The following is a 24,128-nucleotide window of genomic DNA, read 5'->3' on the forward strand; positions in this document are numbered from 1 at the left end:
CTACAACTGGGAGGGTCGTCCATGGTGTCCACGATTCTACGGGATCGCAGTGGGTCGGCGCGCAGACGACTACCAGCTGACCGGGAGGGCCTTGCCCTCTTCGTATCCGGCGGCGGACTGCAGCCCGACGAGCGCACGTTCGTGGAACTCGGGCACCGACGATGCCCCGGCATAGGTGAACGACGAGCGCACGCCCGATGTGATCATGTCGAGCAGGTCCTCGAGTCCTGGGCGCAGCGGGTCGAGGTAGATCTTCGAGGACGAGATCCCCTCTGCGAACAGCTCCTTGCGGGCACGCTCATACGCATCGAGACGGCCGAACCGAGCCTGAACCGCCTTGGTGGAGGCCATGCCCCAGGATTCCTTGTAGATGCGGCCCTCGGCGTCGCTCTGCAGCTCGCCCGGCGCCTCGATCGTCCCCGCGAACCAGGAGCCGACCATCACGGACGCGGCGCCCGCGGCGAGCGCGAGCGCCACGTCGCGCGGATACCGCACTCCCCCGTCCGCCCAGACGTGAGCGCCGAGCTCCCGGGCGGCCTGGGCGGTCTCGAGCACAGCGGAGAACTGCGGGCGGCCGACGGCCGTCATCATGCGCGTCGTGCACATCGCGCCCGGCCCTACGCCGACCTTGAGGATGGAGGCGCCGGCCTCGACGAGGTCCTTGACGCCGTCGGCGGTGACGATGTTGCCGGCCACGATCGGGATGCCGAGATTCAGTGCGGCGACGGCGCTCAGCGCGCGCAGCATTCCCTCCTGGTGTCCGTGCGCCGTGTCGACCACGAGCACATCGACGCCGGCGTCGGCGAGGGCCTTCGCCTTGGACGCGACGTCTCCGTTGATGCCCACCGCCGCCGCGACGGCGAGGCGGCCGTCGCCGTCCATCGCCGGGCGATACAGCGTCGACCGCAGGGCACTGCGCGCGCTGAGCGTTCCGACGAGGTGCCCGTGGTGCGTGATCGTGACCATGTCGACGCCCGCGTCGGTGATCACGTCGAAGGCATGACGCTCTGATCCGATGTCATCCGCGTCGAGAGACGGCGTGCCGGCGTGCACCAGATCGCCCAGCTGTGCATCCGGGAGCGCAGTGGCCAGCCGCGTCGCCGGCAGGACACCGAGAATACGCTCGGCATCGTACGGAGCTCCGCCCGTGGCCACGACGATGCCGTGACCTGCGGTGGCAGGCATCAGCCGGAGTGCGTCCGACACCGATGCCTCGGGAGGCAGCACGATCGGCGTGTCCCACAGCACCGGCTGCGCCTTGACGTCGCGGATCGCCGCATCGAGACCCTGCAACGGCATGTCCTGAGGGAGCACTCCGAGTCCGCCACGCCGCGCGAGCACCGCCGCGAGCCGGGGGCCGGTCACGGAGTTCATGTTCGAGGCCACGATGGGCAGGGTGGCCGGGGTGCCGTCCTGCGGGGCCAGATCGACCTGCAGACGGCTGGTGACGGCGGATCGTCGCGGCACGAGGAACACGTCGGAATAGGTCAGATCGACTGTGGGTGACTCACCGGAGAACTCCATACCCCCACGGTACTCAGATAGCGGCGTCGAGGGCGCATGCCTTCGACGAATGCGCGAGGAAACACGTTAGGCTTGGAAGTCGAGAGTGTGCGGGCCCGGACGCATCACGCGTCCTGCTGTGCATACGTGGACTTCAGCGATGAAAGAGGGCGATCGAGCGTGTCGAACCAGGTGACCGGCGTCGGGGGCGACGGGGGGTTCGGAGCCAATTCCTGGCTCGTGGAAGAGCTCTACGAGCAGTACAAGGTGAACCGCGACTCCGTCGACAAGGAGTGGTGGCCCATCCTCGAGAAGTACCAGTCGGATGCCGCGACCGGCACCGCGGCTCCCGCACCCGCTGCCGAGCAGCCCGCGCATCCGGTGACAGCCCCCATCCCCGTCATCGGCGCACAGCCCGTGGCGCGGACCACGACCAAGCCTGCCGCCGCGGCGCCGATTCCGGCGCAGGCCCCGAAGCCCGCGGCGAAGGCCGAGGCACCGGAGTCGGCAGATCCCGTCGAGGAAGACAAGGTCACGCCGCTCCGCGGTCTGCCCAAGACCCTCGCCGCGAACATGGACGAGTCCCTGACCGTCCCCACCGCGACCAGCGTCCGCACGGTGCCCGCGAAGCTGATGATCGACAACCGCATCGTCATCAACAACCACATGGCGCGCACCCGCGGCGGCAAGATCAGCTTCACCCACCTCATCGGCTGGGCGCTCATCCGCACGCTCGACGAGTTCCGCAGCCAGAACGTCTTCTACGCCGAGATCGACGGCAAGCCCTCGGTCGTGGCACCGGCGCACGTCAACCTCGGCATCGCGATCGACCTGCCGAAGCCCGACGGCACGCGCGCACTCATGGTCCCCAGCATCAAGCGCGCCGACACGTTGACGTTCAGCGAGTACCTCGTCGCATACGAGGACCTCGTCACGCGCGCCCGCAACAACAAGCTGACGGCCGCAGACTTCCAGGGCACGACCGTGTCGCTGACCAACCCCGGCGGCATCGGCACCGTGCACTCCGTCCCCCGCCTCATGAAGGGGCAGGGATGCATCATCGGCGCCGGTGCGCTCGAGTACCCGGCGGAGTTCCAGGGAGCGAGCGAGAAGACGCTCAACGAGCTCGCGATCGGCAAGACCATCACGCTGACGAGCACGTACGACCACCGCGTCATCCAGGGCGCCGGCTCCGGCGAGTTCCTCAAGAAGGTGCACGAGCTGCTGATCGGCCAGCGCGGCTTCTACGACGACATCTTCGCTGCTCTCCGCATCCCGTACTCGCCGATCCGCTGGAACCCCGACATCGCGGTCGACCTCGCCGAGCGCGTCGACAAGCAGTCCCGCGTGCAGGAGCTCATCAACTCGTTCCGGGTGCGCGGACACCTGATGGCCGACATCGACCCGCTCGAGTACGTCCAGCGCTCGCACCCCGACCTCGAGATCGAGAGCCACGGCCTCACCTTCTGGGACCTCGACCGCGAGTTCGTCACCGGCGGGTTCGGCGGCCGACGGGTCGCGAAGCTCCGTGACATCCTCGGCGTCCTGCGCGACTCGTACTGCCGCACGCTCGGCATCGAGTACATGCACATCCAGGACCCGGAGCAGCGTCGCTGGTTCCAGGAGAAGGTCGAGGTCAAGTACCAGAAGCCCGGCCACGACGAGCAGCTGCGGGTCCTCCGCAAGCTCAACGAGGCCGAGGCCTTCGAGACCTTCCTGCAGACCAAGTTCGTCGGTCAGAAGCGATTCTCGCTCGAGGGCGGCGAATCGCTCGTCCCGCTGCTCGACGAGATCCTCCAGGGTGCGGCCACCTCCGGCCTCGAGGGCGCCGCGATCGGCATGGCGCACCGCGGCCGTCTGAACGTGCTGACCAACATCGCGGGCAAGACCTACGGCCACGTGTTCCAGGAGTTCGAGGGCACGCAGACCCCCGGCAACCAGCGCGGCTCCGGCGATGTGAAGTACCACCTCGGCACCGAGGGCACCTTCGTCGCCGACGACGGATCCGAGCTCCCGGTCTACCTCGCCGCGAACCCGTCTCACCTCGAGACCGTCGACGGCGTCCTCGAGGGAATCGTCCGCGCCAAGCAGGACCGCAAGCCGATCGGCACGTTCGCCTGGCTGCCGATCCTGGTGCACGGCGACGCGGCGTTCGCCGGGCAAGGTGTGGTCGTCGAGACTCTGCAGATGTCTCAGCTGCGCGGATACCGCACCGGCGGCACGATCCACGTCGTCGTCAACAACCAGGTCGGCTTCACCACCCTCCCCAACGATTCGCGCAGCTCGGTGTATTCGACGGATGTCGCGAAGACGATCCAGGCGCCGGTGTTCCATGTGAACGGCGACGACCCCGAAGCCGTCATCCACGTCGCGCAGCTCGCTTTCGAGTACCGCGAGCGGTTCCACCGCGACGTCGTCATCGACCTCGTCTGCTACCGACGCCGCGGGCACAACGAGGGAGACGACCCCTCGATGACGCAGCCGCTGATGACCGACCTGATCCAGGCGAAGCGATCGGTGCGCAAGCTCTACACCGAGTCGCTCGTCGGTCGCGGCGACATCACCGAAGAGGAGTACGACGAGGCCAAGGCGGACTTCCAGAACCGTCTGGAGATCGCGTTCGCCGAGACCCACGCTGCAGAGACCGGCGCCAACCCGGTCGCTCAGGACCTGCCTCCGGCTGACGAGCAGGTCGGCGCCCCGGAGATCACCGGAGTCTCGAACGAGGTCATCCAGCTCATCGGCGACGCGTTCGTGAACAAGCCCGAGGGCTTCACCGTTCACCCGAAGCTCCAGCAGCAGCTCGAGAAGCGTCTCGACATGAGCCGCAACGGCAACATCGACTGGGGCTTCGGCGAGCTGCTCGCCTTCGGTTCGCTCCTCGTCGAGGGCACGCCCGTGCGGCTCGCGGGGCAGGACTCGCGGCGCGGCACGTTCGTGCAGCGTCACGCGACACTGCACGACCGCGCGAACGGCCAGGAGTGGCTGCCGCTGTCGAACCTGTCAGAGTCGCAGGGGCGCTTCTTCGTCTACGACTCGCTCCTGAGCGAGTACGCCGCGCTCGGCTTCGAGTACGGCTACTCGGTCGAGGCTCCAGAGGCACTCGTGCTGTGGGAAGCCCAGTTCGGCGACTTCGTGAACGGCGCCCAGTCGGTCATCGACGAGTACATCTCGGCGGCCGAGCAGAAGTGGGGACAGCAGTCCAGCGTCACCCTGCTCCTCCCCCACGGCTACGAGGGCCAGGGACCGGACCACTCGTCGTCGCGCATCGAGCGCTTCCTGCAGATGTGCGCGCAGGACAACATGATCGTCTCGCGCCCCTCGACGCCCGCGTCGTACTTCCACCTGCTGCGCCGTCAGGCCTACGCCCGTCCGCGCAAGCCGCTCATCGTCTTCACCCCGAAGGCCATGCTGCGCCTGCGGGGTGCGACGAGCCCTGTCGAGGCCTTCACCCAGGGCCGCTTCGAGCCCGTGCTCGACGACAACCGCGGTCTCGACCGCAACGCGGTGAAGCGCGTGCTCGTGCACTCGGGCAAGGTCCACTGGGATCTCAAGGCCGAGCTCGACAAGAACCCGAACCCCGAGATCGCGCTGGTCAGGCTCGAGCAGCTGTACCCGACGCCGATCGACGGTCTGAAGGCCATCACCGACTCGTACCCGAACGCCGAGCTGGTGTGGGTGCAGGAAGAGCCGGAGAACCAGGGGGCATGGCCGTTCCTTGCTCTCGCATTCGCCGATGTGCCCGGTGACCGCAGCTTCCGCCCGGTGTCGCGTCCCGCGTCGGCATCGCCGGCGACCGGCTCGTCGAAGGTGCACGCGGCCGAACAGGCGAAGCTCCTGCGAGACGCCCTCACCATCAGCTGACGGCTGTCGGAGAAAACGGAGAGGGGCTCACGGCGATGACGTGAGCCCCACTCTCGCTGCCGCCGTCTCCGTCGATGCGTGCAGACGGCCGGCCGCGCGGAGCCTAACAGCGCTGACCCCGCCCGCGTAGATCGACGAGAGAGCCCCCACGCCGAGAATGACGTCGGCCTCTGCGCCGTCGTCGACCCGTGTGACATCCGCCGTACCGTCGGCACCCGAGGTCAGTCGCCACGAGCCTTCGGCGAAACCGAGAGGGTCTTCGACTCGGAACACGACATCGAGGGGCGCTCGATACGTGCGGGCGCTGAGCGCAGCGGGCACGTCGAGGAGGCGCAGCCACCCGTGATCGTGAGGGGTGAGGTCCACGCCTCGCTGGTCGGTGACGAGCCAGGTGATCGGATCGTCGATCGGGCGCAGGTCGACCACCACCTTCGACACCAGGTCGTGCTGCAGAGCGAATCTCCAGAGCGCGGCCAAGGCATCCGTCGTGGTCGAGGTCAGGTGGTGGATCTCCATGTCCGCGCGAAAACTCCCCGCGACCTCCTTGAGCGTGTACGCCATCGCACCCCGGACTGCTCCGTCGGCGTCGACGTAACGCACGCCTCGAACGGCTCGTGGCGCGGTGTGTCCCACCGACAGCCCGGCGATCCGCTCCCAGCGCGCGTCCCACCCGGCGATCTGCCCCGAACGCTGGGTTCGCGCCTGCTCATGCAGAGCGGACAGGTCCTTCTGAAGCGTCTCGCGCTCGACGTACTCGACGCGGCCATCGGTCGCCGGGCCGTTCCATCCCGCCCTCGGCGCGTCGATCGACACCTTGGCTGCGGGGATCGCGGAAGCGAACCCGTACCGCTCGTAGATCGTCGCCTCAGAGACGGTGAGGCCGGCGACAGCGACACCCGCGCCTGCGGCGGCACGCAGCTCGCCTTCGAGCAGGTTCCGCGCGATGCCGCGGCGACGATGAGTGCCCGAGACCGTGACAGCGCTGATCGCCCACATCCCCACCTCGCCGCCGGGCACGGTCAGCGGAGTCACCCACGAGTTGACCGTGGCGACGGGGAAGGCGCCGTCAGGGGCATTCTCCTCGAACACGCCGACGTTGCGCCGCGTCGCGAGAAGTGCGCGGTCTGCGGCGATCTGCTCCGGCGTGGGATCGGCATCGAGGAACCCCCGCGCCTCTGCCCGCAGGAAGGCCTCGGTGTCAGCATCCGAGCCGTTGTCGACGAGTCGGTAGACGAGATTCTTCGCGGCCAGGCGCCCAGCGGACACGGGATCAACGGGGACGGTAAGCGCGTCGGTCATTCCTCCACCCTATGGGAGGCGCGACGGACCGGGTCCCGCCTCAGTGCTGTGCGGCCTGCACCTCACGCAGTCGAGCGAACACCTGGTCACGCAGCTCTTCGGGTGCCGTCTCCTTGCACGCGCGCGCCACGACCTCGGTGAGGGTCGTCGCCACCAGCGCCTCATCCCGGCAGGACGGGCAGTTCTCGAGATGCTCGCGGATCTCGGTGTGCTCGGTGTTGCACACCTCGTTGCGGAGGTACTCCTCGAGGTCCTTGCGGGCCTTGTCGCAGCCGCAGTCGGTCATTTCTTGCTCCTCGGGTCGGCCGTGGAGATTCCCCGCTCCGCGGCGTACTCAGCCAGCAGCTCCCGCAGCATGCGCCTGCCTCGGTGCAGGCGGCTCATCACGGTGCCGATGGGGGTCTTCATGATGTCCGCGATCTCCTGATACGCGAAGCCCTCGACATCAGCGAGGTACACCGCCAACCTGAAGTCCTCGGGAACGGCCTGCAACGCGTCCTTGACGACCGATGCGGGCATGTGGTCGATGGCTTCCGCCTCGGCCGAACGGCTGTGCGACGCGGTGGTCGACTCGGCACCGCCCATCTGCCAGTCCTCGAGCTCGTCGATCGTGCCCTGGAACGGCTCGCGCTGCTTCTTGCGGTAGATGTTGATGTACGTGTTGGTGAGGATGCGGTACAGCCACGCCTTCAGGTTCGTGCCCTGCGAGAACGTCGCCCAGGACCCGTATGCCTTGACGAAGGTCTCCTGCACGAGGTCAGCAGCGTCCGCCGGGTTGCGCGTCATGCGCATCGCCGCGGCATAGAGCTGATCCATGAACGGGATCGCCTGTTCCTCGAATTCGCGCCGAGGGTCGCTGACCGTCTCTGCGGTTGCCGTGTCATCCATCACCGGCCAGTCTAGGCGGGTGAGGTCCACCGACTCGCGTTCCAGCGTTGCGAGCATGCTCTCTCCTTGTCGGCGTGCGCCCATATTCGATCGTTCGGACACTCGCGTTTACTAAGGTGGGAACCGATGAGCGCCAACAGGTATTCCCCCTCCCCTGTCCAGGGCGTCTATGTCGCGCCGATCAGCACCGGAGCCGTTCATGCGACCGTGACGATCCCCGGCTCGAAATCGCTCACCAATCGCGAGCTCATCATCGCCGCGATCGCGGACGGACCCGGCAGACTCATCGCTCCTCTGCACTCCGACGACTCCCGCCGCATGATCGAGGCCCTGCGTGCCCTGGGCGTCGGCATCGAGGAGATCGACGGCAACGGAGAGTTCGGGCCCGACCTCGCGATCACGCCGGCCAAGCTCATGGGCGGCACGACGATCGACTGCGGCCAGGCCGGCACGGTGATGCGCTTCATCGCGCCGCTGGCCGGGCTCGCCCAGCGCGACGTGCACCTCACTGCCCACGAGACGGCCCTGCACCGACCGATGGGTGGTCTCATCAGCGCGCTGCGCGACCTCGGAGTCGACATCGACGATGAGGGCACGTGGGCCCTGCCGTTCACCGTCCGCGGCCACGGTCGCATCCGAGGAGGGCGCGTCGAGATCGACGCCTCGGCGTCCAGTCAGTTCGTCTCGGGACTCCTGCTCGCCGCCCCGCGCTTCGACGTGGGCCTGCACCTCGTGCACACCGGCGATCATCTGCCGAGCCTGCCTCACATCGACATGACGATCGAGGCGCTGAGCCGTCGCGGCATCCGGATCGAGCGACCAGCCACAGGTGAGTGGCTCGTAGAGGCGGGCGTGCCACGCGCCAAGGAGATCGCGATCGAGCCCGATCTCTCGAACGCGGCGCCGTTCCTCGCCGCTGCACTGGTCACGGGGGGCGCGGTGTCGGTGCCCGGGTGGCCCGTGCACTCCACCCAGCCCGGCGCTCTGCTTCCCGAGATCCTGCAGGCCATGGGCGCGCACGTCGGCCGTCACAGCGGAACGCTGACGGTCCGGGCCGGGTCCGAGATCCGCGGGCTCGACATGGACCTCTCGGCTGCGAGCGAGCTGACCCCGACGCTCGTCGGACTGGCGGCGTTCGCGTCCGGCCCCACCACGATCCGCGGTATCGGTCACATCCGACTCCACGAGACCGATCGCATCGCGGCGCTCGTCGGCAACATCCGCGCCCTCGGCGGCGAGGCGGAAGAGCTCTCCGACGGCCTGCGCATCATTCCCCGACAGCTGCACGGTGGCCGATGGGCGGCGCACCACGACCATCGGATGGCGACGACGGGCGCCCTGATCGGTCTGCGCGTGCCCGGGGTCGAGATCGATGACATCGGCACCACCTCCAAGACGCTTCCGGAGTTCACTCTCCTCTGGGAGCGAATGCTGCGAGGCGCATCCTCGTGAGCTGGCTCGACGACTCCGACGACCTCGACGACGACTTCGAGGACTATGACGAGAGCAGCATCCGCACGCGCCCGAACCCGAAGGCCAACCGCCCTCGCACCAAGCGACGGCCTGCGCATGACGACGCTCAGATCGGCCGCGTCCTCGGGGTGGACCGTGGTCGCTACTCCGTGCTGATCGACGAGGACACGCCTGACGAGCGCATGATCACCGCCGCGCGGGCGCGTGAGCTTCGCAGGAACCCGATCGTCACCGGTGATCACGCCAAGGTCGTCGGCGACATCTCAGGCGAAGACGGCACCCTGGCGCGGATCATCGGCATCGCCGACCGCACTTCCCTGCTTCGGCGCAGCGCCGACGATACCGACCAGGTCGAGCGGGTGATCGTCGCGAACGCCGATCAGATGCTGGTCGTCGTCGCCGCCGCCGACCCCGAGCCGCGTGCCCGCCTCGTCGACCGCTACCTCGTGGCCGCGTTGGATGCCGGCGTGCGCCCGCTCCTCGTCGTCACGAAGACGGACCTGGCCGACCCCAGCGCCTTCCTGTCGCATTTCGACGGACTCGACGATCTGCGCGTCTTCACCAGTGCGCAGGACGAGATGCCCGTCGACGAGATCGGCGCTGCCCTCGTCGGGCACTCCACGGTCTTCGTCGGGCATTCGGGTGTGGGCAAGTCGACGCTCGTGAACGCTCTGGTGCCCAGCGCTCTGCGCGCGACGGGGCACGTCAACCAGGTCACCGGACGTGGCCGGCACACCTCTTCGTCGACCGTATCGCTGCGATACGTCAGCCCGGAGGGCAACGGCTGGGTGATCGACACCCCCGGCGTCCGCTCCTTCGGTCTCGGGCATGTGAACCCCGCGAACATCCTCGCCGCCTTCACCGAGCTGGCGGAGATCGCCGAGAAGTGCCCGCGCGGATGCACGCACCTCGCGGATGCTCCGGATTGCGCACTCATCGAAGCGGCCGAGAGCGGCGAGCTGAGCGAGACCGGGCGAGCGCGCCTGGACTCGCTGCAGAGGCTTCTGCAGACGTTCGCCGACAAGGCCGAGCAGACGCCCGGCCGGTAGGCTGGACGTGTGACTGTGCGCCTCGACTCCGGATCCGCTGCCCCCGACTTCGCTCTTCTCGACCAAGACGGCGCGACCGTCCGACTCGACGATCTGCGCGGCCAGAAGACGGTGCTCTATTTCTATCCGGCCGCGATGACGCCAGGGTGCACGACGCAGGCCTGCGACTTCCGCGACAGCATCTCCTCTCTCGAGGGCGCCGGGTACCGCGTGATCGGGGTCTCGCGTGACGAGCCTGCGAAGCTCGCCGAATTCCGCGAGCGCGACGGCCTCACCTTCACCCTTCTCAGCGACCCGGACCACGCCGTGCACACCGCATACGGAGCCTGGGGCGAGAAGATGAACTACGGCAAGGTCGTAGAAGGAGTCCTCCGCTCGACCTTCGTTCTCGATGAGCAGGGAACGATCACCCTCGCTCAGTACAACGTCAAGGCGACAGGGCACGTCGCCCGACTGCGCAAGCTGCTCGGCATCGACGCCTGAGAGTCACTCCGCCGGGCGCTCGTTCTCGGCGCGCGTGCTCGCGATCAGCAGCGCGAAGCACAGCAGCGCCGGCAGCCCGACGCCGATGGTGAACGCCCAGGCGATCGGCTGCAGCGTCAGCGAGGCGAGCGCGAGCGCCACGGCGAGCACCTGGAAGACGACCCCACCCGAGCGTGCCCACGAATGGCCCGTCCTGGTTCCGATGGCGAATGCGATGAGAGCGACAGCGCCGATGAGCGTCAGCACGATGAGGGCGAGCGCCGTCGGCAGCGACGCGGCATCACCTGCGCCGAGACCGACGAGCTCGATGAGGGCGAACACGATCAATGCGGCGCCCTCTGCCGCGAGAACCGCGGAAGCCGCCAGAGCGAGGCCGGGTGAGCGCACAGTTGTCTCCTGAGAATCGAATGAGAACGGCGGAAACCCTTGATTTCGCCGGTTTCATGTAACAGAATAGACAGCGTCATGTGCTCCCACAGCGGCGTGGGGCGGGCTTCGCGCTCGCATCACAGAAAGCGGGCATCCGTCCGTATCTCATACAGGGTAGCTGAACCCGATCTGCACCCGAAATCCGAGTCGTCGCAATGCGACGATTTCTGAAACACCACACCGAGGAGCCCCCATGGACTGGCGCGATAAGGCCGCCTGCCTGACTGTCGACCCCGAGCTGTTCTTCCCTGTCGGGAACACCGGTCCGGCCGTCGACCAGATCGAGAAGGCGAAGACCGTCTGCGCCACCTGCACGGTGACCGAGATCTGCCTGCAGTACGCCCTCGAGTCCAGCCAGGACTCGGGCGTGTGGGGAGGCCTCTCCGAAGACGAGCGCCGTGCGCTCAAGCGCCGCGCCGCTCGCGCCCGCCGCGCCTCCTGAACATCGAGAAGCGGCCCGAGACGATGTCGCGGGCCGCTTCTGTGTCTCCGCTCGACGCTGCGGCCGATCCTCCGCCTATTTCGTGAGCCAGCGAAGCGGGATGTCGATGACGACCTCGGTGCCCTCGCCTTCGCTCCCCCGCCATTCGATCGAGCCGCTGAGCTCGCCCTGGATGAGGGTGCGGATGATCTGCGTTCCCAGCCCCTGACCGATCCGCCCCTCCGGCAGGCCCTTGCCGGTGTCATGCACCGTGACGCGCAGATTCTCCTCGGTGCGCGCCGCGTCGATCGTGACCATGCCCTCTTGCCCTGCGAGACCGTGCTCCACGGCATTCGTGACGACCTCGGTGAGAGCGAGAGCCAGCGGCGTGGCATACTCGCTCGGCAGGACGCCGAAGCGACCGGTCGAGCGTGTGCGCGCGCGGGTGTTCGGTGCCGATGCGACCTCGGCCACGAGCTTGAGGACGCGATGGAACACCTCGTCGAAGTCGACCTTCTGGGTCAGGCCCTGGGCGAGCGTGTCGTGCACGACGGCGATCGAGTCGACGCGTCTCATCGCCTGGGTCAGCGCATCGCGCGCCTCGTCGGAGTGCGTGCGTCGTGCCTGGATCCGAAGCAGCGACGCGACAGTCTGCAGATTGTTCTTGACTCGGTGGTGGATCTCGCGGATCGTCGCGTCCTTGGTGATCAGCTCCTGCTCCTGGTGGCGCAGCTCCGAGACATCCCGGCACAGCAGGATGGCGCCGATGCGGGTTCCGTGATCCTTGAGCGGGATCGCGCGCAGCGACACGGTGACACCGCGCGCTTCGATGTCGGTCCGCCACGGTGCGCGTCCGGTCACGACGACGGGCAGGGACTCGTCGACCTGTCGGGACGGCGGCACGAGCCTCGTGGTGACCTCTGCGAGGGATTCGCCCTCGAGCTCGTCATCGAACCCCATGCGATTGAACGCCGAGAGTGCGTTCGGGCTTGCGAACGTCGTGATCCCGTCGACGTCGATGCGGATCAGGCCGTCGGACGCGCGCGGCGCGCCGCGGCGAGGGGAGGTCGGAGCCGCCGGATCCGGGAAGCTTCCGTCGGCGATCATGCGGAAGAGGTCGTTGGCGCACTCGTCGAACGTGATCTGCTGCCGAGACGGGGTCCGGGCCTCGCCGAGGTTCGTGTGCCGGGTGACGACGCCGATGACCACGGCCTGGTGCTCTCCGCCGCGACGTTCGTTGACGATCGGCACAGCTCGAACACGCGTCGGGGTCTCTTCGAACCAGTCCGGCGACGACGAGTCGACGATCTCCGCGGATTCGAACGCCCCCTGCACCTGCGTACGCCACTGAGGGCGCACCCGCTCGCCGACGATGTCCCGATAGAAAAGGGTGGCTGCTCCACTCGGACGCGCGTGCGCGACGGCGACGAACGATCCGTCGTCGGTCTCGATCCAGACCACGATGTCCGCCGAAGCGAGGTCCGCGAGGAGCTGACCGTCACCGGCGAGTCGGTGCAGCCACTCGACATCGTTGTCGGCAAGACGGCCCTGGGCATTGGCGAGGTCGCTGAGCGTTGACACCCCACCAGCCTAGAGCGCGCAGCCTCAGAGAACGGCCAGCGACGTCGCACGCCAGCGACGGTCGAGTCCTTCGAGACGGATCGCCACCGCCCGGGTGCGGCCCGGCCCCGCGACGACGACGACTGCTTCGACCTTGCCGTCGACGGGTTCTGTCACGCGGATCGAGAGGATCTCGAAAGTCGGGCGCGCAGGCGAGACCCCCCTCGCGCTGCGCGCCCTCGCCGAGAGGTTCGCCCGCGTCACCAGGCTCCGGTAAGCGTCTTCATTGAACCAGCGGGCGAGCTGATCGACTTCTCTGACTCCCGCGAGCACCTCGAGCACGCCCTGTGTGAGGCTCCGCAGCAGCGGATGCGGATCCGGCAGCTCGGCGCGAGGCGTCGGCTGCGGTGCGAAGTACTCGTGAAGCATCATCTGAGGCACTCTCCATCGGGAAGACTGCGCCAAGTAGAGCATGCGTCCAGTCGCCGTTCGGGTCGCGTTCGGGATCTATGTGGATAACTCGTACATGCCTTCCCGGACATCGCTTACGGTGGGGCGCGTGCACTGGGATCGACTGTTCGAAGACCTCGAAGGCCAGCTCGCCTCGGAGTGGGAGAGCGAGCGCGCGGCGCTGGATGCCGAATCCGAACGATTGCGCATCTCGCGACTCGAGCTTCGCAGCCGTCTCAGGGTTCTCTGCTCCGCAGCAGCTCCGACGACCATCGACCTGCCCGGCGGAACTCGTGTGCGGGCCCGGCTCGACGCGCTCGGCTCGGATTGGATCGCCGCGACGATCGCGCAGGCCGAGGAATCGACCACGACGCGGTCGACCCTGATCGTTCCTTTGCACGCGGTGCGCGGGCTGACCGTCGATCATGGCCTGCTGCTGTCCAGTCTGGACGAGCATGACGGCTTCGCGCCTGTGCTCCGCGAGCGCATGTCGCTCGGCTTCGTTCTGCGTGATCTCGCCAGGCGGCGGGTGCCGGTGCGAATAGTCAGCGTCGACGACTCCGACATGCACGGAACGATCGACAGGGCGGGAGCGGATCATCTGGACCTCGCTCTGCATGATCCTGGCGAGGCGCGGATCGCCTCGGCCGTCCGCAGCTTTCAGATCATCCCGTTCGCCGCGGTGTCCTCGGTGCAGACCGTCGGAGATCAGATGCCGTGACGGCGGGATGTACCCCAGACCTCCGGGAAGCTCGCCTCGTTGGCCTGACGCCACAGGGCCATCCGTCTGGCCTCTTCCGACTGCTCGTCGAGATACTCCGAAAGGCTCGACTCCTCGATGCGCCATCTGGCCGGTGCGCCGAGCTTGGACCCGCGCAGACGCCCCTCGTAGACGAGCTCGATGACTTCGTCGACCTCGATGCTCAGCAGCTCCGCCACCTGGGCCGGCGCGAGGAAGCCCTGCGCGGGCTGAGAGGAATGAGGCATGCTCCCATTGTCCTCCTGCCGTGCCGGAGCACCAGCGCCGATCCGATGCTGTGGATAAGTCTCGAGCGGGCTCATCGATTTCTGTGACCATGTCGACATGAGCAAGTTCGTCCGTTCCCGCCGCACCATCTGGGGTGACGCCCGTTTTCTGATCGGCATCGCGGTCGTCGCGTTGTCGATCGGCGGCGTGTGGGCCGTCGTCTCCTCCTCCGGCACCACGACGCCGGTGCTTCAGGCGACGCGCACGATCGCCCTCGGTGAAGCGCTCGTCTCAGAAGACTTCCAAGTGGTCGAAGTCGGACTCGGCACGGTGACGGACCGCTACCTGGCACCGCAAGAGCTGCACGCCGGCCAGGTCGCGTCCCGCACGGTCTTCGCAGGAGAGCTCCTGGCCACCTCTGCCGCTGAGAGCGCCGATGCCAACAGGACGACCACGATCGTCGTCGAGAGCAGCACGGGGATCCCGGCCGATGTCGCCGCCGGGAGCGTCATCGAGCTCTGGCATTCGCCACCGGTCGACGACGGTGGCAGTCAGGGTCCGCCTCGTATCCTCGTGGCCGACGCCATCGTCACATCGGTCACGAAGGCGGAGGGGATGCTCTCGGCCGACGGCACGACCGCCGAGGTCGTGATCGACCGAGCGGATGTCGCCGAGGTGCTGGCCGCGATCACCGGCGGCTCTGTCCTCTCGGTCGTGCCGATCGGTTCGACCTCATGACCTCGGTCATCGTCGCTGTTCCGGAAGCCCGCGCGCGAGGTCTGGCCGACGAGCTCGAGATGGAGGGGATCAATGTGGTCTCCGTCGTGCCGCCGAACAGAGTCCTTCCTCTGCCCGAAGGCGTCGATGCGGCCATCGTCGTCGCCACCCGTGCCGTTCTGACATCCGAGCTCGTCGCCGAGTGCGACAGGGCTGGCGTGCGGATCATCCCGCTCGGCGACAGCGACAGCAGGCTGCTCGGACGCTACGGACTCACCACCGCGCTTCCGGCGGATGCGAACGGCTGGGAAGTCGCGGCAGCACTCACCGCTGATATCCCGCGCATCACCGGGCATGAAGCATCACCTCCGCATCGCGTCACGGTCGTTTGGGGCCCCTCCGGCGCCCCTGGCAGGTCGACCATCGCGATCCAACTCGCCGTCGAACTCTGCCGGACGGGGCGGCGCGCCGCCCTGGTCGATGCCGACACCGTCGCTCCGTCACTTGCGCTGCTTCTGGGGCTCAGCGACGATGCGCCCGGCATCGCCGCCGCGTGCCGACGCGCAGAACTCGGCGCACTCGACTCAGCCGAGCTCACGAGGCTGGCGACGATCCTCGCGACGAGCGCAGGCGAGATCGAGGTCCTCGGCGGCATCAATCGGCCAGGGCGCTGGCCGGAACTCGGAGCGAGTCGTCTGCAGACCACTCTGCGCGCCTGCCGCAGCTGGGCGGAGGAGACCGTCGTCGACGTGGCGAGCGCCTTCGACGCGGACGACGAAGCGACCTACGACCTCGCCGGACCGCGCCGTCACGCGGCCACGGTCGCGGCGCTGCAGGAGGCGGATGCGATCATCGCGGTCGCGTCGGCCGACCCGCTCGGCATCAGTCGCTTCGTGAGGGAGCATGCCGAGCTCCGACGACTCACGGCCCCCACGCCCATCAGGGTCGTGGTGAACCGCGTCCGACCCGGCCCCCTGGGCATCGACGCGCGTGGTCAGATCCGGCGCGCTCTCGAGAGATTCGCGGGCATCACCGACATCGCGTTCCTGCCGTTCGATCAGCGCGCCGCTGACTCCGCTCTGCTGCACGCCCGCCCGATGGCAGACCTCACCCCGCGTTCGACCCTGATCGCCGGCGTGCGTCGCATCGCCGAGACGTACACCTCGGTGACGTCGCACACGTCTACTGGCGGTAGCTCGAGAGGAAGTTCCCGAGGCGCTCGACGGCTTCTGCGAGCACGCGAGGCTCGGGGAGCGTGACCAGCCTGAGGTGGTCGGGCGTCGGCCAGTTGAAGCCGGTCCCCTGCACGAGAAGGATGTGCTCGGAGACCAACAGGTCGTAGACCAGCTTCGCATCGTCCCTGATGTCGTGGACATTCGGGTCGAGACGAGGGAAGGCGTAGAGGGCACCGACCGGCTTGACGCAGGAGACACCGGGAATCGACTCGAGCCCCTCCCACGCGATGTCGCGCTGCTCGTGCAGGCGTCCGGTCGGAGCGATCAGCGCATCGATCGACTGCACTCCCCCGAGAGCCGCCTGCACCGCGTACTGCGCGGGGACGTTCGGGCAGAGGCGCGTGGACGCGAGGAGGTTGATCCCCTCGAGGAACCCCTTCGCGTGGTCCTGCGGCCCGGTGATCACAAGCCATCCGGACCGGAATCCGGCGACTCGATAGGTCTTCGAGAGCCCGTTGAACGTCAGGCACAGGAGATCAGGCGCGAGCGTGGCTGTCGGGATGTGCACCGCACCGTCGAACACGATGCGGTCGTAGATCTCATCGGACAGCAGCAGCAGCTGGTTCTCCCTCGCGATCTGAACCATCCCCTCGAGGACCTCGCGAGAGTAGACCACGCCGGTCGGGTTGTTGGGGTTGATGATCACGAGTGCTTTGGTGCGAGGAGTGATCTTCGATCGGATGTCCTCGAGGTCGGGCTGCCAGCCGTTGTCCTCGTCGCAGAGGTAATGCACGGGAGTGCCGTCAGCCAGACTCGTCATGGCAGTCCACAGCGGATAGTCGGGGGCCGGGATGAGCACCTCATCGCCCTCGTCGAGGAGCGCCTGCATCGTCATCGTGATGAGCTCGGACACGCCGTTTCCGAGGAAGACGTCCTCGGGATCGAACCGGGGGAACCCGGGGATCTCCTCATACCGGCTGACCACGGCGCGGCGTGCCGAGATGATCCCCTTGCTGTCGCTGTATCCGTGCGCGGTCGGAAGCGCCGCGAGCATGTCGTGCACGATCTGGTGGGGTGCCTCGAAGCCGAAGATGGCGGGGTTTCCCGTGTTGAGCTTGAGGATCCGGTGTCCCTCGGCCTCGAGCCGCGCCGCCTCGACGAGCGTGTTTCCACGGATCTCGTACAGGACGTTCTTGAGCTTCGACGACTGGTCGAAGTGGCGCGTTGGTGTCATTGCGCAAGCCTACAATGACGCGAAGAAGGGCCGATCCATCCGGACCGGCCCCTCATCGAACTTCCTGGCTACTTCTTCTTCTTGCTCTGCGCCCGGCGCTGCTCACGGTTGCCGGCAGGTGCTGCGGGGGCCTCCGTGCGCTGGCCGAACGCACCGCGCGGAGCATCCTCGGCCTCGGCCGGCTCGGCCGGCGCCTGACGCGCGGCAGCCGCCTGACGGAGCTTCTCGGTCGCAGCCTGCTGAACCTGTCCTCGGTCGTCTCGGACCTCGACCTCGCCGGCATCGTTCGCCGCTGAGTACTCGAGGCGCTGGTCTCCGCCGCCTTTGGCGAGGCCCTTGGCCTCGACCTCGGCAGTCTGCGAGTCGCCCGCCCGGCGGACCTCGACCTCGAGGTTGTAGAGGTACCCGACGGACTCCTCCTTGATCTGACCCATCATCGACTGGAACATCGCGTAGCCCTCGCGCTGGTACTCGATGAGCGGGTCGCGCTGCGCCATCGCGCGAAGACCGATGCCGTCTTTGAGATAGTCCATCTCGTAGAGGTGATCGCGCCAGCGACGGTCGAGCACCTGGAGCACGACACGACGCTCGAGCTCGCGGGTGGCCGCTTCTCCGAGCGACTCTTCGCGGGTCTCGTAGGCGATCTTCGCGTCCGAGAGCAGTTCGCGGGTCAGACCGTCCGCAGTGATACCGCCCTTGCGGCCGGCGGCCTCGGACACGACCTCGTCGATCGTCACGCTGACCGGGTAGAGCGTCTTGAGCTCCGTCCAGAGTGCGTCGAAGTCCCAGCTCTCGTTGTGCCCCTCGCCTGTGTGATCCCGCACCACGCCGCTGATCGCGTCTTCGATGAAGTGCTGCACCCGGTCGGCGATGTCGTCGCCCTGCAGGATGTGACGACGGTCGGCGTAGATCGCCTCACGCTGACGGTTCAGGACGTCGTCGTACTTGAGGACGTTCTTTCGCATCTCGGCGTTGCGGGACTCGACCTGCGACTGGGCGCTGCGGATGGCCCGCGACACGAGACCCGACTCGATCGGGACGTCGTCGGGGAAGTTGGTTCGAGCCAGGATCGCCTCGGCGGCCCCCGACTGGAAGAGACGCATCAGGTCGTCGGTGAGGCTCAGGTAGAAGCGGCTCTCACCCGGGTCGCCCTGACGACCGGAACGGCCTCGCAGCTGATTGTCGATCCGACGCGACTCGTGGCGCTCGGTGCCCAGGACGTAGAGGCCGCCGGCCTCGATGACCTTCTCGGCCTCCTCGGCCACGATCGCCTTCATCGACTCGTAGGTCTCGTCCCACGCGACCTCGTACTCCTCGGGCGTCTCGACCGGGTCGAGCCCTCTGCCCTTGAGTTCCTGCACGGCGAGGAACTCGGCGTTGCCGCCGAGCATGATGTCGGTTCCACGGCCGGCCATGTTGGTGGCGACGGTGACGGCGCCGAGGCGTCCGGCGCGTGCCACGATCTCGGCCTCGCGCGCGTGGTTCTTCGCGTTCAGGACCTCGTGCTTGACGCCCTTCTTCGCGAGGAGTCGCGACAGGTACTCGCTCTTCTCCACGCTGACGGTGCCGACCAGCACCGGCTGGCCGCTCGCGTGGCGCTCGGCGATGTCCTCGACGACCTGGGCGAACTTGGCGGTCTCGTTCTTGTAGACCAGATCCGACTGATCCTTGCGGATCATCGGCCGGTTCGTGGGGATCGGGATGACGCCGAGCTTGTAGGTCGACATGAACTCGGCCGCCTCGGTCTCGGCGGTACCGGTCATGCCGGCGAGCTTGTCGTAGAGACGGAAATAGTTCTGCAGCGTGACGGTGGCGAGAGTCTGGTTCTCGGCCTTGACCGGCACGGCCTCCTTCGCCTCGATGGCCTGATGGATGCCCTCGTTGTAGCGGCGGCCGACCAGGATGCGGCCGGTGTGCTCGTCGACGATCATGACCTCGTCGTTCATGACGACGTAGTCGGTGTCCTTCTTGAAGAGCGCGAGAGCCTTGATCGAGTTGTTGAGGAACGAGATCAGCGGGGTGTTCGCGGACTCGTAGAGGTTGTCGATGCCGAGGTAGTCCTCGACCTTCTCGATGCCGGGTTCGAGCACGCCGACGGTGCGCTTCTTCTCGTCGACCTCGTAGTCGACGCCTGCTTCGAGGGTGCGGGCGATCTTCGCGAACTCGGCGAACCAGCGGTTGGCCTCACCTGACGAGGGGCCCGAGATGATCAACGGCGTCCGAGCCTCGTCGATGAGGATCGAGTCGACCTCGTCGACGATCGCGAAGTAGTGCTCACGCTGGACGAGGTCTTCCTTGCGCCACGCCATGTTGTCGCGAAGGTAATCGAAGCCGAACTCGTTGTTCGTCCCGTAGGTGATGTCAGACGCGTACTGCTCGCGGCGGACAGCCGGCGTCTGACCGGAGACGATGATGCCCGTCGACATGCCGAGTGCCCGGTACACGCGGCCCATGAGCTCGGCCTGGTAGCTCGCGAGGAAGTCGTTTACCGTGATCACGTGGACGCCCTCGCCCGCGATCGCATTCAGGTAAGCCGGGAATGTGGCGACCAGGGTCTTTCCCTCACCGGTCTTCATCTCGGCGATGTTGCCGAGGTGGAGTGCGGCACCACCCATGATCTGCACGTCGTACGCACGCATGCCGAGCGTGCGCTTCGCCGCCTCACGCACCGCGGCGAACGCCTCGGGCATGAGCTGGTCGAGAGACTCGCCCTTCGCGAACCGCTCGCGCAGCTCGGCGGTCTCGTTGCGCAGTTCGTCGTCCGTGAGCTTGGAGATGTCCTCTTCCAGCGCGTTCACGGCCTTGACCACCTGGTTCAGGCGACGGATGACCCGCCCTTCTCCAGCGCGCAGCAGCTTCTCAAGAGGATTCGCCACAGATGTCATCTCCCTGTCGATGGTTCCGGCGGCGCCGCTTGTCGGGCGCGTGCCAGGCATACCTTGTCATGTTACCCGTCCGTGACCTGGACGTCGTCCGCATGGCGCGCCGCCATGACGTTTCCGAGTATGTATATATTGTTCCTCGACACCGGGAGGTCCACATGTCGGTCCGACAGAGTCTGCTCGCGATCCTCGCGCAGGGCCCCTGCTACGGCTACCAGCTCCGTCACGAGTTCGACCGACGCACCGGCTCGGTCTGGCCGCTCAACGTCGGTCAGATCTACAACACGCTCGAGCGCCTCGAGCGCGACGGACTCGTCGAGCGTGGAGCCGCCGATCTGCAGGGCCACGTGTATTGGGAGATCACCGACGCCGGGTCGTTCGAGGTCGACCGTTGGCTGGCCTCCCCCGTCGCGCGGAGCCAGGCCACCCGCGACGAGCTCGCGATCAAGCTGGCCGTCGCGGCGACGCTTCCCGGCGCGGATGCGACTCGCGTGATCGAGACCCAGCGCGCGGCGTCTGAAGAGCATCTCGGGGAGCTCACCACGGCGAGGGAGTCACGCGAGGACGACAGTCCCCAGGGGCTCGCGTGGTCGCTCGTCGTCGACTCGATGATCTTCACCGCAGAGGCAGAGCTCCGCTGGCTCGACCATGTGCAGACCCGTCTCGCACAGCATCCCCAGCACGCGCTCGCTCTGGAGCTCACGACCGAGCGACCGAAGCGCGGCCGTCCGTCGAGGACAGAGGTCGCGGCGCTCGCCTGAGCGCAGTTCGCCTCAAGCGTATGCACAGCCAGTGACGTCGCCCGGGAAACTAGGATCAGTCCTATGGCTGGAATATGGGGCAGACGCAAGCGCGAGCAGGAACAACTGGCCGCACAGGACGCCGACCTGGCTCGCCGCGCAGAGCAGGCACTCGTCTCCGCTGACGAGCGCATCAGGAGCACCTCCGACGAGTTGGCGTTCGCGGAGGCCGAGCTCGGCGAGCAGCTGACTCGGGATCTGAAGAAGGCGCTGAGCGCGGTGCGCACTCACCTGCGCGAGGCTTTTCAGCTCCACCAGCTCAACCACGACGAGATCCCCGACACTCCAGAGGAGCTCCGCACCCGCAACGCGCGGATCATGCAGCTGTGCGACTGGGCGCAGGACCTGCTCGATGAGAAGACGTCGGACCTCGCGACATCGATCTCGAAGGTGCGTCGAGCGCCCGAGGTCATCGCCCAGGTGCGAGCGGATGCCGAGACGCTGAGCGCGCGGATCCCGCAGACCAACGAGACCGTCGCCCGCCTCTCCTCGCGATACGCGGATTCGGCGATGCACCAGATCGCGGCCAGCGCCGCGGAAGCCGAGCAGCTGATCGCCTTCGCCACTCATGGCGCCGCCGTGTCGGAGCGTCGACGCGCCGCGAAGCAGAACGAGGAGGCGAACCTCGCCCTCGAGACCGCGACCGAGGCGACGCGCCGCGCCTCCGCTCTGCTGGATGCCGTCGAGGACTTCGAGATCGAGGCGCTGCGCGCGGAGTCGACCCTCGCGGAGGTCGTCGCTGACTCGCGCAGTGACCTCATCGCAGCCCGGACCGCTCCGCAGGTGCCGGCGGTCACCGCTGCGGTCTCCGCCCTCCAGGACGCACTCAGCGCACTGTCGCCCGCAGGCTCACCCGGTGACCCCTTCGCGGAATTGTCGCGGCTGCGCGAGGCGAACACCGCGCTCGACGATGCGATCGCCACCGCCCGCCACCGTGAAGCGCACCCGCTGCCCAGCATCCAGCAGGTGCAGCACGCGATCGACGACGCGGATCGTCAGCTGGGCGTCGCTCGCGGACTCATCGCAGGGCACAGGGGCTGGATCGGTGCGGATGCCCGCACTCGCCTCGCAGAGGCCGAGAGGCTGCGCGTCGATCTCTCAGACCTGCTTCCGGCGGAAGAGACCCGCGATGAAGCGCTGGCCAGCGCTCGGCGCGTCGCGCACCTCGCCTCGGAAGCCCTGCAGCTCGCGCAGCGGGACATCGATTCATCCCGTCCGCAGGACCAGGGTTGGGGTGGCGGCGACGGCTGGGGCGGAGGCGGCTGGAGCGGCGGCGGCCGACGCGGCGGGGGCAGCGACGTCGCCTCCGGGATTCTGGGCGGCCTGGTCATCGGGAGCATTCTCGACGGAATCTTCGACTGACCCGCATCCTCAGCACATGACGACGGCCCGACTCCTTCTGGAGCCGGGCCGTCGTCGTATCAGCCTCAGGAGGCGAGTGCCTCAGTGGGCGGAGCCTGCGTCTCGAGCGCGATCACACCGTAGTCCCAGCCCTTGCGGCGGTAGACGACGCTCGGGTGATCGGTGCGCACGTCGACGAACAGGAAGAAGTCGTGCCCGACCAGCTCCATCCGGTCGACGGCCTCTTCGACGGTCATCCATTCCGCTCCGAAGTTCTTGGTGCGGATGACCACCGGCGAGTAGACCTCGTCGTCGTCGTTCTGGATCGGCACAGCGCCCGTCGCGACCGCGCGAAGGACCTCCACCGATGCCGGCTGGACGTCGATGCCCTCGAGCGCACCGCTCTCCTTCTCGAAGTGCGCCCCACGCGGATGCTGGCGTCCGTCGACTCGCTTCTCCTTGGCCCGACGAAGCTGTTCGGCCATCTTGTCGACGGCCATGTCGAGTGCGACGAACTTGTCTCCGTCCGTGGCCTCGGCGCGAACGACGGGCCCCTTGCTGATGAGCGTCAGCTCGACGGTCTCATCCGGCACATGACCGTTGCGATACACCCGGTGGGTGACTTTGACATCCAGCCGCTGCGCACGGGACGCGAACGTCTGGATCTTGGCGATCTTCTCTTCGACAACGGTGCGGAATCGGTCGGTGATACCCACCCCGACGCCAACGATGCTCGTTTCCATTGCTGCCTCCTTGTCCCGGTCCTCCCGGCCAAGGGCGGACCGTGGTCGCCTTGTGACCCCCAACGGTAGTCCGCCTGACCTCCGATGTCACGGGTCATTTGCTGCGTGTCTCCGATGCGTTCGCATTCCGTTCGCCGAGACGGGGTGTCGCGGCGAGCGCGACCGCCGAGACGACCCGGGCGCCGGCCTCTCTCAGCGTGCGAGCCGCTTCGTCGAAAGTCGCTCCCGTGGTCACGACGTCGTCCACGAGCACGATCGCCCCGCCCCCGGTGGCCGGTCGTGATCGCATGCTCCCCCGCACGTTCTCCGCCCTGCTCGCCGAGTCGAGTCCGCGCTGATCCGCACGTCGCCCCCTCCGCACGAGCAGGCGATCCGGCGCCGCACCCGCCCGCCTGATCAGCAGATCGGGAACCCGGTACCCCCGTCGTCGGAACGCACTCTGCGACGTGGGGATCGGCACCAGACGCACCGGGTCATCGAGCTCGACCTGCGCATCGACGACGCCCGCGAGAACCTCACCCAACGCCGCTCCGAGCGGGCGCGCGAGCATCGTCTCGCCGTCATCCTTGAGCCTGCGGATGCACCGGGACGCGATGGACTCGAACGGCATGGCGGCCCGGACGAGCAGGCCGCTCGGCGTGCGTCGCATCAAGGGCGCTGCTCGGATGCCCTCTCGACACGCGTCGCACAGCATCGTCTCAGGGCGACCGCAGCCTGCGCAGGTCGCTGCGAGCAGCAGAGCGAGCACCTCCACACCGATGGCACGGGCGAGCGGATGCGAGAGCATCCGTCGATCCTGCCGCACCGGCCGAGGCCTCTGACCGCAGCCCCTGTGCGGAACCCGCCGGCT

22 protein-coding genes are annotated in these 24,128 nt (G+C 67.6%); 10 read left to right on the plus strand and 12 right to left on the minus strand.

What is annotated here, in order from left to right; all coding sequences use genetic code 11:
- Positions 1-69 precede the first annotated feature (69 nt).
- The gene (guaB1, locus tag AC04ME_RS16235) at positions 70-1,524 is read right to left on the minus strand and encodes a GMP reductase (protein WP_475436013.1); all 1,455 of its coding nucleotides are present in this window, start codon (positions 1,522-1,524) and stop codon (positions 70-72) included.
- Positions 1,525-1,683: 159 nt separating this feature from the next.
- On the opposite strand from guaB1, the gene AC04ME_RS16240 reads away from it, so the two are divergent.
- Positions 1,684-5,367, plus strand: a complete 3,684-nt coding sequence (locus AC04ME_RS16240; RefSeq protein WP_079112599.1) for a multifunctional oxoglutarate decarboxylase/oxoglutarate dehydrogenase thiamine pyrophosphate-binding subunit/dihydrolipoyllysine-residue succinyltransferase subunit — start codon at positions 1,684-1,686, stop codon at positions 5,365-5,367.
- A 27-nt stretch (positions 5,368-5,394) separates the two neighbouring features.
- Here AC04ME_RS16240 and AC04ME_RS16245 read toward each other — a convergent pair whose 3' ends face one another.
- Genes AC04ME_RS16245 through AC04ME_RS16255 form a run of 3 tightly spaced genes read right to left on the minus strand, consistent with a single transcriptional unit; the run spans position 5,395 to position 7,611 of the window.
- Positions 5,395-6,666 (minus strand): GNAT family N-acetyltransferase, encoded by a 1,272-nt coding sequence (locus AC04ME_RS16245; RefSeq protein ID WP_475436015.1) that lies wholly within the window; start codon positions 6,664-6,666, stop codon positions 5,395-5,397.
- A gap of 40 nt (positions 6,667-6,706) precedes the next feature.
- Positions 6,707-6,952, minus strand: a complete 246-nt coding sequence (locus AC04ME_RS16250) for a zf-HC2 domain-containing protein (RefSeq protein ID WP_042541911.1) — start codon at positions 6,950-6,952, stop codon at positions 6,707-6,709.
- The gene (locus AC04ME_RS16255) at positions 6,949-7,611 is read right to left on the minus strand and encodes a sigma-70 family RNA polymerase sigma factor (protein WP_042541912.1); all 663 of its coding nucleotides are present in this window, start codon (positions 7,609-7,611) and stop codon (positions 6,949-6,951) included. Before AC04ME_RS16255 ends, AC04ME_RS16250 begins: the two co-directional genes overlap by 4 nt.
- Positions 7,612-7,680: 69 nt before the next feature.
- Between AC04ME_RS16255 and aroA the strand changes: the two genes are divergently transcribed.
- The 3 genes from aroA to bcp are packed head-to-tail and all read left to right on the plus strand — an operon-like array spanning position 7,681 to position 10,559.
- Positions 7,681-9,006 (plus strand): 3-phosphoshikimate 1-carboxyvinyltransferase, encoded by a 1,326-nt coding sequence (gene aroA / locus AC04ME_RS16260; RefSeq protein ID WP_475436018.1) that lies wholly within the window; start codon positions 7,681-7,683, stop codon positions 9,004-9,006.
- Positions 9,003-10,076, plus strand: a complete 1,074-nt coding sequence (gene rsgA / locus AC04ME_RS16265; protein WP_042541914.1) for a ribosome small subunit-dependent GTPase A — start codon at positions 9,003-9,005, stop codon at positions 10,074-10,076. The genes aroA and rsgA overlap by 4 nt, the downstream gene beginning before the upstream one ends.
- Before the next feature lie 9 nt (positions 10,077-10,085).
- Positions 10,086-10,559 carry a thioredoxin-dependent thiol peroxidase gene (gene bcp / locus AC04ME_RS16270; protein WP_475436020.1) on the plus strand — a complete coding sequence of 158 codons (474 nt, stop codon included), beginning with the start codon at positions 10,086-10,088 and terminating at the stop codon, positions 10,557-10,559.
- 3 nt (positions 10,560-10,562) lie between these two features.
- On the opposite strand, the gene AC04ME_RS16275 is transcribed toward bcp, so the two are convergent.
- Positions 10,563-10,946, minus strand: a complete 384-nt coding sequence (locus tag AC04ME_RS16275; RefSeq protein ID WP_042541916.1) for a hypothetical protein — start codon at positions 10,944-10,946, stop codon at positions 10,563-10,565.
- Between the two features lie 235 nt (positions 10,947-11,181).
- Here AC04ME_RS16275 and AC04ME_RS16280 point away from each other — a divergent pair, with 235 nt between their 5' ends.
- Complete coding sequence (locus tag AC04ME_RS16280) at positions 11,182-11,430, plus strand: WhiB family transcriptional regulator (RefSeq protein WP_028503730.1); 249 nt, start codon at positions 11,182-11,184, stop codon at positions 11,428-11,430.
- 75 nt (positions 11,431-11,505) lie between these two features.
- Here AC04ME_RS16280 and AC04ME_RS16285 read toward each other — a convergent pair whose 3' ends face one another.
- Both AC04ME_RS16285 and AC04ME_RS16290 read right to left on the minus strand, forming a co-directional pair.
- Positions 11,506-12,990: a sensor histidine kinase gene (locus tag AC04ME_RS16285; RefSeq protein ID WP_042541917.1), complete on the minus strand. Its 1,485-nt coding sequence runs from the start codon at positions 12,988-12,990 to the stop codon at positions 11,506-11,508.
- Between the two features lie 24 nt (positions 12,991-13,014).
- Positions 13,015-13,401 (minus strand): Rv3235 family protein, encoded by a 387-nt coding sequence (locus AC04ME_RS16290; RefSeq protein WP_181164351.1) that lies wholly within the window; start codon positions 13,399-13,401, stop codon positions 13,015-13,017.
- Positions 13,402-13,528: 127 nt separating this feature from the next.
- On the opposite strand from AC04ME_RS16290, the gene AC04ME_RS16295 reads away from it, so the two are divergent.
- Positions 13,529-14,140 (plus strand): hypothetical protein, encoded by a 612-nt coding sequence (locus tag AC04ME_RS16295; protein WP_475436024.1) that lies wholly within the window; start codon positions 13,529-13,531, stop codon positions 14,138-14,140.
- Here AC04ME_RS16295 and AC04ME_RS16300 read toward each other — a convergent pair.
- Complete coding sequence (locus AC04ME_RS16300) at positions 14,128-14,406, minus strand: helix-turn-helix domain-containing protein (protein WP_042541919.1); 279 nt, start codon at positions 14,404-14,406, stop codon at positions 14,128-14,130. The genes AC04ME_RS16295 and AC04ME_RS16300 overlap by 13 nt on opposite strands.
- A gap of 97 nt (positions 14,407-14,503) precedes the next feature.
- Between AC04ME_RS16300 and AC04ME_RS16305 the strand changes: the two genes are divergently transcribed.
- Positions 14,504-15,124, plus strand: a complete 621-nt coding sequence (locus AC04ME_RS16305; protein WP_475436026.1) for an SAF domain-containing protein — start codon at positions 14,504-14,506, stop codon at positions 15,122-15,124.
- Positions 15,121-16,362 carry a CpaE/TadZ family protein gene (locus AC04ME_RS16310; RefSeq protein ID WP_475436028.1) on the plus strand — a complete coding sequence of 414 codons (1,242 nt, stop codon included), beginning with the start codon at positions 15,121-15,123 and terminating at the stop codon, positions 16,360-16,362. Before AC04ME_RS16305 ends, AC04ME_RS16310 begins: the two co-directional genes overlap by 4 nt.
- Here the strand turns inward: AC04ME_RS16310 and AC04ME_RS16315 are convergent.
- A complete protein-coding gene (locus AC04ME_RS16315; protein WP_475436030.1) occupies positions 16,286-17,512 on the minus strand; it encodes a pyridoxal phosphate-dependent aminotransferase in 1,227 nt (408 codons plus the stop codon). The two genes, AC04ME_RS16310 and AC04ME_RS16315, sit on opposite strands and share 77 nt — an antisense overlap.
- Before the next feature lie 68 nt (positions 17,513-17,580).
- Complete coding sequence (gene secA, locus AC04ME_RS16320) at positions 17,581-20,388, minus strand: preprotein translocase subunit SecA (RefSeq protein ID WP_475436031.1); 2,808 nt, start codon at positions 20,386-20,388, stop codon at positions 17,581-17,583.
- Positions 20,389-20,552: 164 nt separating this feature from the next.
- Between secA and AC04ME_RS16325 the strand changes: the two genes are divergently transcribed.
- Positions 20,553-21,155 (plus strand): PadR family transcriptional regulator, encoded by a 603-nt coding sequence (locus AC04ME_RS16325; protein ID WP_079112593.1) that lies wholly within the window; start codon positions 20,553-20,555, stop codon positions 21,153-21,155.
- 63 nt (positions 21,156-21,218) lie between these two features.
- The gene (locus AC04ME_RS16330; protein WP_079112592.1) at positions 21,219-22,556 is read left to right on the plus strand and encodes a coiled-coil domain-containing protein; all 1,338 of its coding nucleotides are present in this window, start codon (positions 21,219-21,221) and stop codon (positions 22,554-22,556) included.
- Between the two features lie 65 nt (positions 22,557-22,621).
- On the opposite strand, the gene hpf is transcribed toward AC04ME_RS16330, so the two are convergent.
- Entirely contained in the window at positions 22,622-23,278 is a 657-nt protein-coding gene (gene hpf, locus AC04ME_RS16335; protein ID WP_042541925.1) for a ribosome hibernation-promoting factor, HPF/YfiA family, read from the minus strand.
- 94 nt (positions 23,279-23,372) lie between these two features.
- The gene (locus AC04ME_RS16340; protein ID WP_475436034.1) at positions 23,373-24,065 is read right to left on the minus strand and encodes a ComF family protein; all 693 of its coding nucleotides are present in this window, start codon (positions 24,063-24,065) and stop codon (positions 23,373-23,375) included.
- Between the last annotated feature and the right edge of the window lie 63 nt (positions 24,066-24,128).

The organism is Microbacterium sp. LjRoot205 (assembly GCF_056175745.1).

Excerpts from the sequence above, each read along its gene's own strand:
- AC04ME_RS16290 (WP_181164351.1), bottom strand. The coding sequence starts at position 13,401 with ATGATGCTTCACGAGTACTTCGCACCGCAGCCGACGCCTCGCGCCGAG.
- AC04ME_RS16255 (WP_042541912.1), bottom strand. The coding sequence starts at position 7,611 with ATGCTCGCAACGCTGGAACGCGAGTCGGTGGACCTCACCCGCCTAGAC.
- AC04ME_RS16245 (WP_475436015.1), bottom strand. The coding sequence starts at position 6,666 with ATGACCGACGCGCTTACCGTCCCCGTTGATCCCGTGTCCGCTGGGCGC.
- AC04ME_RS16305 (WP_475436026.1), top strand. The coding sequence starts at position 14,504 with ATGAGCAAGTTCGTCCGTTCCCGCCGCACCATCTGGGGTGACGCCCGT.
- AC04ME_RS16325 (WP_079112593.1), top strand. The coding sequence starts at position 20,553 with ATGTCGGTCCGACAGAGTCTGCTCGCGATCCTCGCGCAGGGCCCCTGC.
- AC04ME_RS16300 (WP_042541919.1), bottom strand. The coding sequence starts at position 14,406 with ATGCCTCATTCCTCTCAGCCCGCGCAGGGCTTCCTCGCGCCGGCCCAG.
- aroA (WP_475436018.1), top strand. The coding sequence starts at position 7,681 with ATGAGCGCCAACAGGTATTCCCCCTCCCCTGTCCAGGGCGTCTATGTC.
- AC04ME_RS16315 (WP_475436030.1), bottom strand. The coding sequence starts at position 17,512 with ATGACACCAACGCGCCACTTCGACCAGTCGTCGAAGCTCAAGAACGTC.
- AC04ME_RS16340 (WP_475436034.1), bottom strand. The coding sequence starts at position 24,065 with ATGCTCTCGCATCCGCTCGCCCGTGCCATCGGTGTGGAGGTGCTCGCT.
- AC04ME_RS16310 (WP_475436028.1), top strand. The coding sequence starts at position 15,121 with ATGACCTCGGTCATCGTCGCTGTTCCGGAAGCCCGCGCGCGAGGTCTG.
- AC04ME_RS16280 (WP_028503730.1), top strand. The coding sequence starts at position 11,182 with ATGGACTGGCGCGATAAGGCCGCCTGCCTGACTGTCGACCCCGAGCTG.
- AC04ME_RS16250 (WP_042541911.1), bottom strand. The coding sequence starts at position 6,952 with ATGACCGACTGCGGCTGCGACAAGGCCCGCAAGGACCTCGAGGAGTAC.
- AC04ME_RS16330 (WP_079112592.1), top strand. The coding sequence starts at position 21,219 with ATGGCTGGAATATGGGGCAGACGCAAGCGCGAGCAGGAACAACTGGCC.
- hpf (WP_042541925.1), bottom strand. The coding sequence starts at position 23,278 with ATGGAAACGAGCATCGTTGGCGTCGGGGTGGGTATCACCGACCGATTC.
- guaB1 (WP_475436013.1), bottom strand. The coding sequence starts at position 1,524 with ATGGAGTTCTCCGGTGAGTCACCCACAGTCGATCTGACCTATTCCGAC.